A 14,516-nucleotide genomic window follows, 5' to 3' on the forward strand; every position below is an offset into this window, starting at 1 on the left:
TCGCGGGTCGCCTGGAGGAGCTGGCCCGGCGGCTTGTAGGTGCCGTCCTCGTCGTTGGCCCAGAACCAGGCGGCGGCCTCCTGGTCCGGCGTGCGGTTGACGACGGGGGTGCGGCTGGTGGGTCTGTCGGCGCCGGCCGACCGGACGGCTTCGACCTGGCGCTTGTACTCCTCGCTGCCGAGGAGCTTCTCGTACGTGCCGTACAGGCCGGGGGTGGGAGGACGGAACTGGGAACCGGAGGTGAGGGCGAAGGGCTTCATCTCGCCCCAGAAGGGGGTGACGGCCTGGCTGTGCTGCGCGCAGCCCGGGTCGTTCATGTCGGGATAGCTGGTGGGCCGCCATGCGCCGGGCCTGTCGTCGCCGACGTAGACGCGGGGGTCCTCGGAGCCGTCGCCGCTGCGGTCGTTGCGCATCTGGGTCACCATCTTGTTGACGATGGTGAGGTCCAGGATGTCGCCGTCCTTGGGGCTGCTGCCGAACCGCTCGGTGAACTTGTGGTCGAGGAACGCGGTCTGGCGGGGGTAGAGCCCGAGGAGGATGTTGTAGGCGGTGCGGCCGACGACCCGTTCCTCCTCGTCCGGGCCCTCGATCCAGCCGGCGTACTTCTCGGCGTGCAGGTAGGGCGCCGAGGTCACCTTGCCCTTCCACTTCAGCTGGTACGACGACTCGGCGTCGTAGATCGCGGCGTTCATCATGGCCGCGGCCCGGGACATGGGGCCGGGGCCACCGCCCTCGCGGCGGACGATCTCCAGCAGGACGTCGTTCCAGTAGTGCACCGGATCCGCGATGGTCTGCGGCGGAAGCGCGGCCCGGGCGGGTTGCGGGGCGGCGGTCAGCACGGTGCCGGTGGCCGCGAGGACGGCCGTCACGGCGAGGGCGCGGCGGATACGGCCGGTCCGGCGCCGGTTCGTGGGTGTGTGCTGGGACATGGGTTGACTCCCCGTGATCACGCAGTCGTGGACAGCCACCGTCGTGGTGGCGGCGTGATCATGACAACAAGGTCCGTACCCGCGGTAGCCCTCCGGAGGGTTCCAGGAGCGGAATGACCGGCCCCGGCCCTGCACATGGCCGGAAAGCCGGGGAGGGCGCGGGCGGGCGGCGCCGTCCGTAATGCCGGCGTAATGGCTTGTGGGTCCGGCATCCCGTTGAATGCGGTCGGAAGACGCACCGTCCGTGGGGCACACAGCAGGGAGTCGTGGGATGAAACTGGGTCGAGGGCGGCGTCGGTCGCTGGTGGCGGTCGCCGTCGTGGTGATGACGGCTGTCCTGGTGGTGGGTCTGTACCTCTTCCAGCCGTGGAAGCTCTGGCAGGACGAGACGGTCAGGGAAGCCCTGCCCACGGCTTCGCCGGCTACACCGACCGTGCCTCCTTCGGGGGCAGCTTCCGTCCCGCCGGCTGCGCCGGCCGCGCCGCAGACCCTGGCCGAGGGCGCGTTCATCAGCCACGAGCACGACACCCGGGGCACCGCGCAGGTCATCCGGCTGTCCGACGGCTCCCACGTCCTCCGGCTCGAGGGCCTGGACACGAGCAACGGACCCGACCTGCGGGTGTGGCTGACCGACGCCCCGGTGAAGCAGGGCGTGGCGGGCTGGCGGGTGTTCGACGACGGCAAGTACGTCAGTCTGGGCAGGCTCAAGGGCAACAAGGGCGACCAGAACTACGCGATCCCGGCGGGCGTACACCTCGCCGACTACACGAGCGTCGCGATCTGGTGCGACCGCTTCGACGTCTCCTTCGGGGCGGCGGAACTCGCCACGACGTAGCCGGCCCCGGCGGTGGCCGAGGCCTCGCCGCAGTGGTGGTGCATCAGCCGCGCCGGCCCTCACGAGCCCGGCGGCCGGTCCGGGCCGATCGCGGTCTCGGTGCGGGCGAGTCGGGCGGCGAGGATCTCTTCGAACGCGGCGGCGGCGATCCACCCCGAGGGGACGGACGTCGCGGGCGAAGTGCGCCAGGGCGGGGAAGCCTTCGGGATCGGCGCCGAGGACCGCGACGCGGAACAGTTCCATGCCCTGCTCGTACCTCAGATGCCGGGGAGCCCGGCCAGGGCGGTCCCCAGTCCCAGGACCGCGCAGACGCCGAGGGTGCGCAGGACGCTCCACCGGACTCTGAAGATCAGCAGCGCCGCGACCACCGTGATCGCGAGGGCCGCGGGCCGCAGCGTGCCCAGGTCCGGCACCACGAGGGTCACCGGCCCGAAGACCTTCTCGTCCACGTCTGCGAAGAGGGCGTGTTCGGCGAAGTAGAGGGCGAGGTTGGCGATGACTCCGACGATCGCGGCAGCCATGGCCTGGCGAACAACGCCTGGCAATGTCCTGACCCTCACGGTCAGTTGTATCCGCCTGCTTCGTCACCAGTCGTCTTGGCCTGCTTGCGGTAGGCCCCCGGCGGCGATCCGAAGTGTCGTTTGAAGGCTTTGGCGAAGGCGAACTCCGACGTGTACCCCGTGCGCTGCGCGATGGTGCTCAGCGGGGCCGGCGAGTGGTGCAGCAACCGCGCCGCGGTGGCCATCCGCCAGTTGGTCAGGTAGGTCAACGGCGGCTCGCCGACCACCGAGGCGAAGCGGCGGGCGAACGCCGCGCGGGACAGCCCGGCGCGGGTGCCCAGCGACTCCACGGTCCAGGGCCGGCCGGGGTCGTCGTGGATCGCTTTCAGGGCCGGGGCGACTGCAGGGTCGGTCAGCGCGGCCGCCCAACCCCGGGTCCGCTCCTTCGGCAGTTCGGCGTACCACGACCGCAGGATGTACAGCAGCAGCAGATCGATGAGCGCCGTGACGACTGCGTCCGAGCCCGGCTGCGGTGCGTGGAACTCGGCGCACAGCTGATCGACCGCCGAGCGCAGCACCGGGTGGCGGCCGGGAACCGCAGGGAGGTGGATGACCTCCGGCAGATCGCTGAACAGCGGATGCGGGCGATCGACGTCGATCGCGTACGCGCCGCACACCAGAACCGTGTGCGTTCCTGGTCCGTCCACGGTGACCTGGCCGATGGGCGAGGAACGGTCCACGCGCTCCGGTACGAAGTCCACCGGATCGCGGTCCGGCACGTCGCACAGGGTGTGTCCGCTGCCGCGCTGCAGGAACACGATGTCGCCGGGTCCGAGCGCGAGCGGTTGGCCGTGCGGTGGCAGCAGGTGGCAGTGCCCTTCCACGACCACGTGGAATCCGGCTCCTGAGATGGGCTGGAACTTCAGGGCCCACGGGGCGTGCGCGTCGGTGCGAGTCACCATCGGGCGTCCCGTGCGCAGGACTTCGAGGGTGTCGCTCAGGATGTCCACAGCGCCACTCTAGTGCCTGCATGGCGAGACGATATGACAGGGAATCAAGACTTTGAGTCATTCAACGTCTCGATATGGAGGCGTACGTTCTTGCCATGGCGGTTGCCGAACCCCGGCACTGCATCGACGAAGGAACGGATCCCATGTCTCTGGCCGGCAAGAAGATCGTGATCATCGGTGGAACCTCCGGCATCGGCTTCGCGGTAGCCCAACAGGCCGCGGCGGCCGGCGCGGACGTCGTGGTCGCCTCCAGCAATCCAGGCCGCGTGGACGCTGCGACGAAGCGGTTGGGCGAGCCGGCCGAAGGCCGCCGCCTGGACGTCGCCGACGGCAACGCCATCGCCGCGTTCTTCGAGCAGGTCGGGGAGTTCGACCACCTCGTCTACACCGCGGGCGAATCTCTGCTGGTCAAGCCGTTGGCCGACACCACCCCGCAGGAGGCCAGGGCCGTCTTCGAGCGCCGGTTCTGGGGCGCGTTCCTCTCCGCCAAGTACGCTGCACCGCGACTGCGCGACGGCGGTTCGATCACTTTCAGCTCCGGCGTCCTCGCGGTCCGCCCCCTGTCCGGAACCGCGCTCACGGCCGGTATCACCGGCGGCATCGAGGCCCTGTCCCGGGCACTCGCCGTCGAACTCGCCCCTGTGCGCGTCAACGTGATCCAGCCCGGTGTGATCCGTACCGAGCTGTGGGACGGCAGTGTCCCGGACCCGGAGGCCTTCCTCCAGGGCGCCGGGTCCGAGCTGCTCACGCGGCGTGTCGGCACTGCCGAGGAAGCAGCGGCGGCCTATCTCTTCGTCTTGTCCAACGCCTACGTCACCGGCATCACGCTCGCGATAGACGGCGGCGCGGCACTGGTGTGACACGGGCGTCCATCCCGGTCTCCGAGTTGACCAGGCCGTCAAAGGCCATCCGTTTCTGGTCCAGCCGGGTGAAAGCGGCAGCGGGATGGCGGAAGGGACGCCGGCCGTGGGACATGATCGCGCGACAGCCCGGCCGTGACGTCCGCCCCGCGCGGGCGGCGCGGCTGCACGGCACCTTTGGCTTCGGGGGACGTCCCCGCACCGGCGATGCTGGGAGGTAACGGTGGGGAAACTCGAGGGCAAGATCGCCGTGGTCACGGGTGGAACCTCGGGAATCGGTCTGGCGACGGCCAAACTGTTTGCCGCGGAGGGCGCGTACGTCTTCATCACCGGCCGCCGCGAGGAAGCGATCGCGGCGGCGGTGAAGGCCGCCGGATCCAACGTCCAGGGGGTCCGGGTGGACGTCGCCGACCTGGCCGACCTTGATCACCTGTACGAGACCGTGCGGGCCAGGGGGCGAATCGACGTGGTCTTCGCCAACGCGGGCACCAGCGAAATGGCCTTGCTCGAAGGAATGGACGAGCAGCATTTCGACCGGATTTTCGACGTCAACGTCAAGGGCGCGCTCTTCACGGTGCAGAAGGCGCTGCCTCTCCTGAACGACGGTGCTTCCGTCATCCTGACCGGCTCCATCGCCGGCGTGAAGGGAGCGCCCGGTTATTCGGTGTACGGAGCCGGCAAAGCGGCCATCCGTCAAATGGTCCGCGCTTGGACCATGGAATTGAGGGACCGCGGCATCCGGTCCAACGTCATCAGCCCGGGCCCGATCGACACCCAGACCATGCGGCGACAACCCCGGGAGGCGATGGCCGCCATCCTGTCCGCCATTCCCATGGGGCGCACCGGAAACGCGGAGGAGGTGGCCGCAGCGGCACTGTTCCTCGCCTCCGAGGACGCGAGTTTCGTCACCGGCATCGAACTCTTCGTGGACGGCGGAAGCGCCCAGGTCTGACACCGTGCCGCCTCGGTTCCGGTCGCCGGTACATCGTGCGGGTGAACGTTCGCGCGCCTGCGTCACAGGCGACGTGCGCCGATTGCCCCACCGGTACTGAGCGAGCAGTGGGGCCTGTCGTCCAGGTGCAGCGAGCAGGGCCGGCCACCTCGGGCGCTGTGACACGGTCCCGGTCTCGGACGTCAGCGGGGGCGGTGCTTCTTCCGGTGGGGGCGGCGAGGGCGGACGGTGGTGTCGAGGGCGCCGACCGGGGCGTGGAGGTGGGGCAGGGCGTGACGGCCCGGTTTGCCGGCGCACCACCAGGCGAGGGTGCTGTCCTCTTCGCGGGGGTGCATGCCCAGGCGGTGGTCCGGGCAGACCGGCCAGGCCTGCCAGAGGCGTTCGGTGAGGGTGTCCTGGGCGGCTTCCGTGACGGCCGCGAGCGCGGCGGCGGGGTCGGCCGCGGATTCCGGGGGCAGGCAGTTGCCGTGCCACTCGCCGTTCGCGAGGGCGACGTAGACGTAGTCCGGCTCGTCCGGCTGGAAGGGGGGCAGGGCCAGGAGTCGGAGGGGGCGCTCGTCGGGGAGGGTGGCCGCCAGGTCCCGGTTGAGGAGGGCCAGGGCCCCGTCCCATGCGGGGTATGTGCCCGACTCGACGGGGCGGGGCTCGGGAGCGTGCACGGTGCCGGCTTTCGAGTGGGGACGAGTGAGGCGGATGATCGTACGGGGCCACTCTACGACCGGCGTCAGCTGCCGCCGTCGTGATTTTGATCGTTCCGGGGATCGGCCGGTCGATGTCTTCGATCAGCAGCAGGGCCCCGGTGAACAGCCCTGCCGGCCCGCACAGCAGGACGATGTCCGCCGGCCCGCGCCCACCGCCGGGGCAGAGCTAATGGCGTCAGTCGGAGGCACTGCCGGTCACCAGTTCGATCAACCGCGGCGTTCCGCCCTCGGCCAAGGCCCGGCGCTGAGCGTCGGCGGGCGTCCCGACCTGCAGGAGACGGTGGACGAGTCCGCCGACCGCCCGGAGGTCTCCTGCGTCCTCAAGCGCGGGGCCGATGTGTTCCAGCAGGCCGGAGAGCACGTCCCCGCTGCTGTGTGGGCGGCCGAGGGGGTCGATCAGTGTCCCGTTCAGGCCGTGCCGGGCGGCATGCCAGTTGATGGCCTGCAGCATCTCGGGCGCGGTCACCGCCAGCGCGGTGCCTGACTCTTCGTCTCTGATCGCCGTGGCCACCAGAGCTCGGACGATGCCCGCGAACATGACGGCGTCATCCGCCCGCAGCTGGACGTCGAGACACCGCACCTCGACGGTGGGGTAGCGCTCGGAGAGCCGGGCGTGCCAGTACACCTGCCCGCGGTCGGCGATGGCGCCCGACGCCACGAGGGCGTCCAGGCGCTGTTCGTACTCGGCGGGAGAGCCGAAATGCGGAGGCGGGCCGCTGACGGGCCACCGGCCGAAAACGATGGTGCGCCAGCTTGCGAACCCTGTGTCCTGCCCGTCCCAGATGGGCGAATTGGCAGCCATGGCCAGCAGCACCGGCAGCCAGCCCCGGATGCGGTTGAGGACTGCGACGCCCGTCTTCCGGTCGGGTATGCCGACGTGGACGTGCATGCCGCAGATCAGCTGTTCGTCGACGAGCCGACGGGCTTCCCCCTCCATGCGGAGGTAGCGCGGGGACGGAGTCACGGGCACGGGCGCGAACCCCCGGACCGGTGCCGCGCCCGTGGCCGCGACGCGGCAACCGGTCGCCTCCGCTGCCGAGGCAACGGCATGGCGCAGGCGCAGCAGGTGGCCTCCGACCTCGTGAAGGCTCCGGCAGACGGGAGTGGCCACCTCCACTTGAGCCTGGAGCAGCTCGTCCTGCACCTCGTCACGTTCCGCGAAAGGCCCGAGACCGGCTGTGCGGGACACCGCCTCCACCAGGGGCGCGGGCACCCCCGTGTGCGGGTCCACCAGCAGGTACTCCTCTTCCACACCCACAGTGATCACGAATTCCGGTTACCCGGTAGCAGGGTGATCACCCGTACCGGAAGGCGCTGTGCCCTCGCCTCGTGACGGAACTTGGACTGCCCTGACACAACTCCGGGTGCCGTGCGTGAAGCGGCCGGGTGCCGGGTAGCTGCTGGGCACCCTGCAGGCCCCTTCGTAGCGGATGGCGCTCGGAGCGAACGCGGCCGCGGTGGATTTCTGAGCCTCTGTCCGGGAGGAGGATCCGATGCTGGTGACGGCGGAGGTCCGTGGTGCTCCGTGCTGGCTGAGCCTGATGACGCACGATCTTGCTGCCGCCCAGCGGTTCTACGGCGCCGTGCTGGGGTGGACGTTCCGGCCTGCCGGCTTGGGGTCCGCCTTCTGCGTGGCGGAGGCGGACGGCCTGCCGGTCGCGGGCATCGGCGGGATCGCGGGGGAGCTGGCGGTACCGGTGGCCTGGACCGCGTACTTCTCCGTGGACGACGCGGACCGGGCGGTCGCACGGGTACGGGAGCGCGGCGGCACCGTCGGAGTGGGCCCCGTCTCCTACCCGCTCCACGGCCGGGCAGCTCTGGTCGCCGACCGCCACGGGGCGAGCTTCGGCCTGTGGGAGGGGAGCGTGCTCGCGGGCTGGAGCGTGGGCAGCACCTCGCCGGCCTGGCTGGAGCTGAGGACCCGTGACGCGTTCGACGCGGCACTCTTCTACGGCGAGGTCCTGGAATGGGCAGAACAGACGCCGGGCTGCTGCGAGGCCTTCTACGAAGAGGACCAGGTCGTCCTGCGCGCCGAAGGACTGGCGGTCGCCCGGCTGAACAGCGGCCACGTGGAGGCCGCCGCCGAGAAGCCGTACGAACGGCCTCGCTGGCTGATCCACTTCCATGTCCCCGACCTGGCATCGGCCACGCACCGCGCCCTGGCTCACGGCGCGACCGCGTTCCCCGACCTCCCTGCCACCCACGGCACGGGCGTCACCCTCCGCGACCCCCAGGGCGCCCTCTTCACCCTTGACCAGACCCCGACCACGAAGCCGGAGGGATAGACGTGGGCCGGGGGAGTGCAATGAACGCCCGGGCACGCCGCCCCCACCCACTCAGACGCGCCGCCGCCCCTGCCCCCGGGACGACCGTCGGCCTGCACACTGGCCCCGGCCGCAACACCGGCTCGGCGTAGGTGCCGCCGGGCCTGGTGTGTTGGCTTCCCCCCGATTCACCAAGCCCCGCGGCGCCGCCACGGCCGCCCGGTCCTCCTCCCGGGCGGCCGCAGCGCCCCCGTTGATCTGGCCGGACCGATCAGTGCGAGACCGTACTGGGGCCACGGGCACGGTCGGGTGCAGCGGCCGGGGTACGCGAAGCGCCGCACCGGGAAGCGCGTTCGCCGCTGCTGTCATTGCGAGGCGGCGCTGTGTACGGCGTGGTGAACGGCGCGGGCCAGGCGGGCTCCCCATACCGAGCGGGGCCCAGCGAAGGCGTGGACCTCTTCTCCGGGGCGGGGGCTGCGTGCGGCGATGCAGACGGCGTCGGTGGGCGTGCCGGAACAGTCGTAGCCTGCTGCGAGCAGGGCCTGGACCTTGGCCTCGGTCGCGGTGGCGACGGCGTTGACCAAGGCGGCGTCGGACAGCGCCACCGGCACGGTGACGACGGTGTTGATCGTGCCGGGTGCCGCCGGCCGGGAACTGCCGTCGGCCGGCGAGGCGGCCCATCCGCGGACCGTGAGACCCGCGGTGACACTGGCCTCGACACCGCCGTCGTGAGCACGTGCGTGCCGGGAGACGTCTGCTGCCGTCATGAGCCCCACCCCGGCTCCGTGTGCCCCGGCCGCGCGGGCCAGGTCGGCGAGGTGCCGGTCGGGGTCGGTACGGCGGTAGCCGTGGGGCACCTGGGCGTTGAGGATCCAGGACCGCTCGCCGATCCCGCCGCCGAGTACGGCGCTGCTGATCATCCGCCAGCCGGCGTCCGCGTGCCACAGCAGGCTGTGCAGCCGCTCGCCGTCCTCCACCCGCACGAGCTGCCGGACCGGCAGCGAACCGGGGACTGAACGGGATGTGGGAAGGGCAGAGGTCACCGGACGAGTACTCCTTGCGGGCTGCTAACCGGCTGATCGTACGCCGCGACCCGGCGGTGCTTGTCCACGGCCCTTGCCGAGGAAGTCGTGGCCCGGCCCGCGCAGGGGAGGGCGGGAGCGGCGGTGATCACGTCCGGCGCCGGTCCGGGCCCCGCTTAGGATGACGGGGTGCTGGCAAGAACGGATGACATCGAAGAGGCAGTCGGCGTCCTGCGTGCCGGCGGTCTGGTGGCCCTGCCCACGGAGACCGTCTACGGCCTTGGCGCCAACGCTGAGGACGCCGCCGCCGTCGCGCGGATCTTCCACGTCAAGGGACGTCCGCCCACCCACCCGCTGATCGTCCACATCGGCGGCGCCCGTCAGCTGGACGAGTGGGTCGAGGAGGTGCCGGAGACCGCGCGCCTGCTGGCGGAGCGGTTCTGGCCGGGGCCGCTCACGCTGGTCCTGCGGCGCGGCGCCAGGGTTCCGCTCGAAGCGACCGGCGGCCTTCAGACCGTGGCGGTACGGGTGCCCGATCACCCCGTCGCCCTCGCACTCCTCGCGGCGTTCGGCGGCGGCATCACCGCCCCGTCGGCGAACCGCTTCGGCTCCGTCAGCCCCACCACCGCGGATGACGTCCGCGCCGAGCTCGGCGACGCGGTCGACCTCGTGCTGGACGGCGGGGCCTGCCAGGTGGGCGTCGAGTCGACCATCGTCGACGTCACCGGCGACGTCCCCGCCATCCTGCGGCCGGGCGGCGTGACGCGCGAGGACCTCGAAGCGGTGCTGGGACGGCCGCTCGCCGTGCCTTCGGCGAGTCCGGTCAGGGTGCCGGGCCAGCACCCCTCGCACTACGCGCCGCGCGCACGGGTCGTCCTCGTCGAGCCGGATCAGGTCGCCGCCGCAGCGGAGCAGGCGTACGAGTCGGGACAGCGGGTGGGAGTCTTCCTGCCGGCCGCCTTCGCCGGCACTCCGGTGAAGGCGCACGCCGTCGCGGCGGTCCCCGCTTCCCTGGACGCGTACGCGCGCGAGCTGTACGGGTTCCTGCGCGAGCTCGACCGGCAGGGGTGCGACCTGATCGTCGCCTCGCTTCCGGTCGAAGAAGGCCTGGGCCTGGCCCTCGCCAACCGTCTCCGGCGCGCGGCGGGGCCCCGTTCCACCGTGTGACCCGCATCGATGCCGTGCCACGACGGCTCCCGGCCGGCGTCCCGCGTGCCGGACGCCCCCGGAGCCGGTCGTTTCCGGATCTGGCCCGACCCGCGACGGCCCGGCGCGGCGCCTCGCCGCACCGCGCCGGCGACGTACGCAGTCGCACCAGAAGCCGCGGGCCCGACGGCAAGATCCGCAGGACCGACCGGCAGGATCCGCAGGCCCGACCGGCAGGACCGAAAGGCGATCCGGCGCGCGCCGTATCCGCACCGGCCCGCGCTGCACCACCGGCCCCGGCCGCCATCTCCTGCCGTTCGTGCGCCTGCCTGGCTGCCGGTACTGGCTGAGCGGGTCTGCGGGCGGGGGCACAATCCGGGGGTGTCTTCCTCCATCCCCCCGCAGGAGAGCGCCTTCGTGGGCCGCAGCACCGAACTGGCACTGCTGCGGCCCCGGCTGGCGGGACCCGGCCTGCTCACCCTCACCGGACCGGGAGGAGTGGGCAAGACCCGGCTCGCGGCTCACCTTGCCGCCACGCTTTCGGGTGAATCAGGCTCCCCGCCGGCCGAGGCACCCGCCACTGAACCGGTCTCCTGGGCGCAGGTGTGGCCGCTGCGTGACGGCCGGTTGCTGGCAGCCGCGGTCGCCGAGGCGACGGGCCTGGCCGATCACACCCGGCGGCTGCCCGCCCGTGCCCTGACCGAGTGGATCGGGGCCCGCCGCCTGCTCCTCGTCCTCGATTCCTGCGAGCACCTGGTCCCGGCCTGCCGGGAGCTGGTGCGTGAACTGCTGGCCGCCTGCGCCGGGCTGACGGTCCTCGCCACCAGCCGCGAGCCGCTCGGCGTGCCGGGGGAGCACGTACACGAGGTGGGCCCCCTGCCACCCGCCACCGAAGGCCTGGAACTCTTCCTCGACCGCGCGGCCACGGCGGGCGCCCCGCTCGGCCGGCCCGCCGAACTGGCCGCCGCGGCCACGGTGTGCCACCTGCTGGAAGGCGTACCCCTCGCTCTGGAACTCGCTGCGGCACAGCTGCCCCAGCAGCCGGTGACGACCCTGGCCGCCCGGCTCCGGGCACGACTCGACCTCACCGCGGGCCCGCGCGAGCACGACGGCCCCGCGCCCAGGGAACGCCGGAGCCCGCCCCGGCTGCGCGCCCTGCGCACCACCATCGGCTGGAGCCATGAACTGTGCACCCCGCCCGAACGGCTCCTGTGGGCCCGGATGTCGGTCTTCCGGGCGCAGACCGGCATCGCGGTCCTGCGCGCGGTGTGCGGCGGCGGCCCGCTGGAGACGGCGGTGCTCGACGCGGCGCTGGAAGGGCTGCGGCGCAAGTCCGTGGTGAGCGTCACCGCGGACGGCCGGTACCGCATGCTGGACACCGTCCGGGAGTACGGGGCGATGTGGCTGGAGGAGCTGGGCGAACGCGAGAAGGTGGCGGCCCGGCACGCCCGCTACCACCTCGCGCTGGCCCGTGAGGCGGACCGCACCTGGTTCGGGCCCGGTCAGCTCGACGCCTACCGCACGCTGGGGGAGAGCCATGCGGACGTCTGCGCGGCGTTGCGCCACCTCAGGAGTTCGGATCCTGACGTGGCCCTCGAACTCGCCGCGCTGGCCGGGTTCTTCTGGGCCTGCTGCGGCCGCCTGCACGAAGCCGGACACCACCTGGCCGAGCTCGTTGCGCACATCCGGGCGCCGGCGGCGGTGCAGGCCCGGGCCCTGTGGGCCCTGGGAGTAGTACGGGCCCTCCAGGGCGACTACGCGGCCGCCTCCGACCTCGCCCACCACAGCCTCACCAGCGCCGAACTGTCCGGGGAGGAGGACCGCCTCCTGGACGCCGCCTACCTCCATGGAGTCGTATTGCTCCTCCAGGGGAGGCCTGAGGAGGCCGGCACCCACTGTGCCCGGGCGCTGGAGGGGACGGACGGATCCCCGGGCCGGCGGGCGCGCTGCCGCCTGGTCGGCGTGTTCGCGCTGACCGCGTCGGGCAGGCTCGAGGAGGCCGGCCGGGCGGCGGAGCTGCTGCGAGCCGAATGCGAACGCCGGGGGGAGCACTGGACCAGGGCCTACGCCGACCACCAGCTGGCGCTGGCCGCCCTGCTGAGCGGGCGCCCGGCGGAGACCGTCGACTGCGCGCGCCGCATGATCGCCGGCAAACGCGCCCTCGGCGACGCCTTCGGAGTGGCCCTCGGACTGGACCTGCTGAGCGCGGGCCTCGCCGCCCAGGACAAGCCCGAGGAAGCCGCCTCCGTCAACGGCACCGCCTTCGCGTGCTGGCAGACGGTGGGACACCCGCAGCGCGGCACCCCGGAACTGGCTCCGCTGCGCGTACACGCCGAGAGCACCGCCCGCGCACAGATCGGAGACCGTGTGTACGAGCGGGCGTTCCGGGCGGGCGCGCACGGCACCCCGGCCGCCGCGGTCGACCGGATCCTGGCGGCAGACCTGTGAAGCCTCCACCCGCCTGGCGCTGCGATGCGTCTGCCCGTTGGGCCGGGCGGGTGGCGTTCCCACCGGAGCCCTGTCCACCACGGCGGTGGTGACGAATCCCCCGCAAGCCGCGGTCACGCCGACCGTGGCATCACCAACGGGAGAAGACATGCGAAACCGCACCTCCGCTGCAGTGTCCGCGGCCGTGCTCGCCGCCCTGTGCGCGGCACCCGCCCTGGCGGCGTCCGGCGCCTCGCCGCAGACCCTTCCCGCCCACGACCACAAGGCCCTGCACGCGATCGGACTCACCGGCGATCAGCGGCTGGTCGAGTTCGGCGTGGACAAGCCCTCCAAGACCTGGTCGCTGGGCAAGGTCTCGGGGCTGTCCGGCGACAGCCGGCTCGTCGGGATCGACTTCCGCGTCCAGAACGAGAAGCTGTACGGCGTCGGTGACAAGGGCGGCATCTACACCCTGGACACGGCCGACGCGAAGGCGGTGAAGGTGTCCCAGCTGACCGTCGCGCCGGCCGGGACCGCCTTCGGCGTGGACTTCAACCCCGCCGCGAACAGGCTGCGTGTCGTCTCCGACACCGGCCAGAACCTGCGTCACAACATCGACGATGCGGCAGCCCCGCTGACGACGACCGTCGACGGCACCCTCACCAACCCGACCACGCCGCCGTCGACCGCGAGGGGCGTCACCGGGGCCGCGTACACCAACAACGACCTGAACGCGGCCACCGCGACGACCCTGTTCGACCTGGACACGATGACCGACCGGATCTCCCTGCAGTCACCGGCCAACGCCGGCACTCTCGCCCCCACCGGCAACCTCGGGGTGGACGCCGCCCTCGATGCCGGATTCGACATCTACTCCGACCTCAGGACCGGGACGAACCACGGCTTCGCGACCATCGGCAGCGGTGGGTCCTGGCGTCTGTACGCCGTCGACGTGCTGACCGGCAAGGCCACCGCCAAGGGCGCCTTCCCGGCCGAGTACCAGGTCACCGACGTGGCCCTGCCTCTCCAGCAGAAGTAGCCCCTGACCGTCACACCCACGGGGCCCGCGTCCGAGGACGGGCGCGGGCGCCGGCGGGCGGTTCGGCTCGCGCACAAACGGAAGGCCGCTTCGAGACCCGGTGCAATCCGCAAGGGGATTCGTCCCGAATCCTTCGCGTGGGGCATCCGAAGGGTCCCGCAGCACACCGATTCCACGACCGACAGGACATGAGCAGGCCGCCCGGCAGGCCCGCCGGAGCCTGGCACGGCTGCCGGCAGGGGAGCCGGTGGCCTGCGCGCCCGGTGTTGCCGAGGACCTTGTGCTGATCGTCTCCGAGCTCGTCGGCAACGCGCTCCTGCACGCGCCGGGCCCCTCAGCCGGTCGGCCGGCAGCAAGCAGGTCGTGGCCGTTCTCACCCGGCGGGTCGGGTGAACAGGGGGACTGCGGGTGGCTGTGCCGACGGCCACCCGCAGCCCGACCCGCGCCCGCCGCGCGTGCAGCGGGTCCCGCCGTGGGGCGGGAGGGTCACCGGTCCCCGCCTCCCTGTCGTGACGGCTGCGGACCGGAGCGCGTCCTGTGGCAGGCGTCAGGCGTTGATGCAGGTGTTGCCGAAGGACGGGTTCAGCAGCCCGACGACGCTGACGGAGTTGCCGCAGGCATTGACCGGAATGTGGACCGGCACCTGGACGAGGTTGCCTGAGCCCACGCCCGGCGAGTGCGCCGCCACGCCCTGAGCGCCCGCGTCAGCGGATGCCGCCGACGCACCCGCCACCACCGCGCCGGCCGCCAGCGCCACGGCCAGACCGCGTCGCACACCAACCATGCCTCTTACCTCCCGTGAGGGTGGACGGCCGCGCGGAGGTCCCGCGC

Annotated in this window: 13 protein-coding genes and 2 pseudogenes; 7 read left to right on the top strand and 8 right to left on the bottom strand. The window is 72.2% G+C overall.

From position 1 onward, the window contains the following. Nucleotides 1-929, bottom strand: a pseudogene (locus LG634_RS21015) (vanadium-dependent haloperoxidase); the annotation flags it as partial. Nucleotides 930-1,200: 271 nt separating this feature from the next. Between LG634_RS21015 and LG634_RS21020 the strand changes: the two are divergent. Beyond that, a complete protein-coding gene (locus tag LG634_RS21020; RefSeq protein WP_226735453.1) occupies nucleotides 1,201-1,764 on the top strand; it encodes a DM13 domain-containing protein in 564 nt (187 codons plus the stop codon). Between the two features lie 59 nt (nucleotides 1,765-1,823). On the opposite strand, the pseudogene LG634_RS21025 reads toward LG634_RS21020, so the two are convergent. The 3 genes and pseudogenes from LG634_RS21025 to LG634_RS21035 form a co-directional block, all read right to left on the bottom strand. After that, nucleotides 1,824-2,019: pseudogene (locus tag LG634_RS21025) on the bottom strand (TetR/AcrR family transcriptional regulator); the annotation flags it as partial. A gap of 2 nt (nucleotides 2,020-2,021) precedes the next feature. Then, a complete protein-coding gene (locus LG634_RS21030) occupies nucleotides 2,022-2,285 on the bottom strand; it encodes a hypothetical protein (protein WP_226735454.1) in 264 nt (87 codons plus the stop codon). Nucleotides 2,286-2,326: 41 nt separating this feature from the next. Further along, on the bottom strand, nucleotides 2,327-3,274 hold the full coding sequence (locus LG634_RS21035) for an AraC family transcriptional regulator (RefSeq protein ID WP_226735455.1): 948 nt from the start codon (nucleotides 3,272-3,274) through the stop codon (nucleotides 2,327-2,329). A gap of 95 nt (nucleotides 3,275-3,369) precedes the next feature. Between LG634_RS21035 and LG634_RS21040 the strand changes: the two genes are divergently transcribed. Next, nucleotides 3,370-4,134, top strand: a complete 765-nt coding sequence (locus LG634_RS21040; RefSeq protein ID WP_226735456.1) for an SDR family oxidoreductase — start codon at nucleotides 3,370-3,372, stop codon at nucleotides 4,132-4,134. 223 nt (nucleotides 4,135-4,357) lie between these two features. Further along, the gene (locus LG634_RS21045) at nucleotides 4,358-5,086 is read left to right on the top strand and encodes an SDR family oxidoreductase (protein ID WP_226735457.1); all 729 of its coding nucleotides are present in this window, start codon (nucleotides 4,358-4,360) and stop codon (nucleotides 5,084-5,086) included. A gap of 182 nt (nucleotides 5,087-5,268) precedes the next feature. On the opposite strand, the gene LG634_RS21050 is transcribed toward LG634_RS21045, so the two are convergent. Both LG634_RS21050 and LG634_RS21055 read right to left on the bottom strand, forming a co-directional pair. Next, complete coding sequence (locus tag LG634_RS21050) at nucleotides 5,269-5,745, bottom strand: hypothetical protein (protein ID WP_226735458.1); 477 nt, start codon at nucleotides 5,743-5,745, stop codon at nucleotides 5,269-5,271. 217 nt (nucleotides 5,746-5,962) lie between these two features. After that, on the bottom strand, nucleotides 5,963-7,054 hold the full coding sequence (locus LG634_RS21055) for a carboxylate-amine ligase (protein ID WP_226735459.1): 1,092 nt from the start codon (nucleotides 7,052-7,054) through the stop codon (nucleotides 5,963-5,965). Nucleotides 7,055-7,280: 226 nt separating this feature from the next. On the opposite strand from LG634_RS21055, the gene LG634_RS21060 reads away from it, so the two are divergent. Further along, nucleotides 7,281-8,072: a VOC family protein gene (locus tag LG634_RS21060; protein WP_226735460.1), complete on the top strand. Its 792-nt coding sequence runs from the start codon at nucleotides 7,281-7,283 to the stop codon at nucleotides 8,070-8,072. A 344-nt stretch (nucleotides 8,073-8,416) separates the two neighbouring features. Here LG634_RS21060 and LG634_RS21065 read toward each other — a convergent pair whose 3' ends face one another. Next, on the bottom strand, nucleotides 8,417-9,094 hold the full coding sequence (locus tag LG634_RS21065) for an adenosylcobinamide amidohydrolase (RefSeq protein WP_226735461.1): 678 nt from the start codon (nucleotides 9,092-9,094) through the stop codon (nucleotides 8,417-8,419). Between the two features lie 168 nt (nucleotides 9,095-9,262). Here LG634_RS21065 and LG634_RS21070 point away from each other — a divergent pair, with 168 nt between their 5' ends. The 3 genes from LG634_RS21070 (at nucleotide 9,263) to LG634_RS21080 (ending at nucleotide 13,685) form a co-directional block, all read left to right on the top strand. Beyond that, a complete protein-coding gene (locus tag LG634_RS21070) occupies nucleotides 9,263-10,240 on the top strand; it encodes an L-threonylcarbamoyladenylate synthase (protein ID WP_226735462.1) in 978 nt (325 codons plus the stop codon). A 360-nt stretch (nucleotides 10,241-10,600) separates the two neighbouring features. Beyond that, entirely contained in the window at nucleotides 10,601-12,667 is a 2,067-nt protein-coding gene (locus LG634_RS21075) for an ATP-binding protein (RefSeq protein ID WP_226735463.1), read from the top strand. Nucleotides 12,668-12,815: 148 nt separating this feature from the next. After that, nucleotides 12,816-13,685, top strand: a complete 870-nt coding sequence (locus LG634_RS21080; RefSeq protein WP_226735464.1) for a DUF4394 domain-containing protein — start codon at nucleotides 12,816-12,818, stop codon at nucleotides 13,683-13,685. A 547-nt stretch (nucleotides 13,686-14,232) separates the two neighbouring features. Here LG634_RS21080 and LG634_RS21085 read toward each other — a convergent pair. Beyond that, on the bottom strand, nucleotides 14,233-14,469 hold the full coding sequence (locus LG634_RS21085) for a chaplin (protein ID WP_226735465.1): 237 nt from the start codon (nucleotides 14,467-14,469) through the stop codon (nucleotides 14,233-14,235). Nucleotides 14,470-14,516 lie beyond the last annotated feature (47 nt).

The sequence above is a fragment of the Streptomyces bambusae genome (assembly GCF_020532645.1).
Lineage (GTDB): Bacteria > Actinomycetota > Actinomycetes > Streptomycetales > Streptomycetaceae > Streptomyces > Streptomyces bambusae.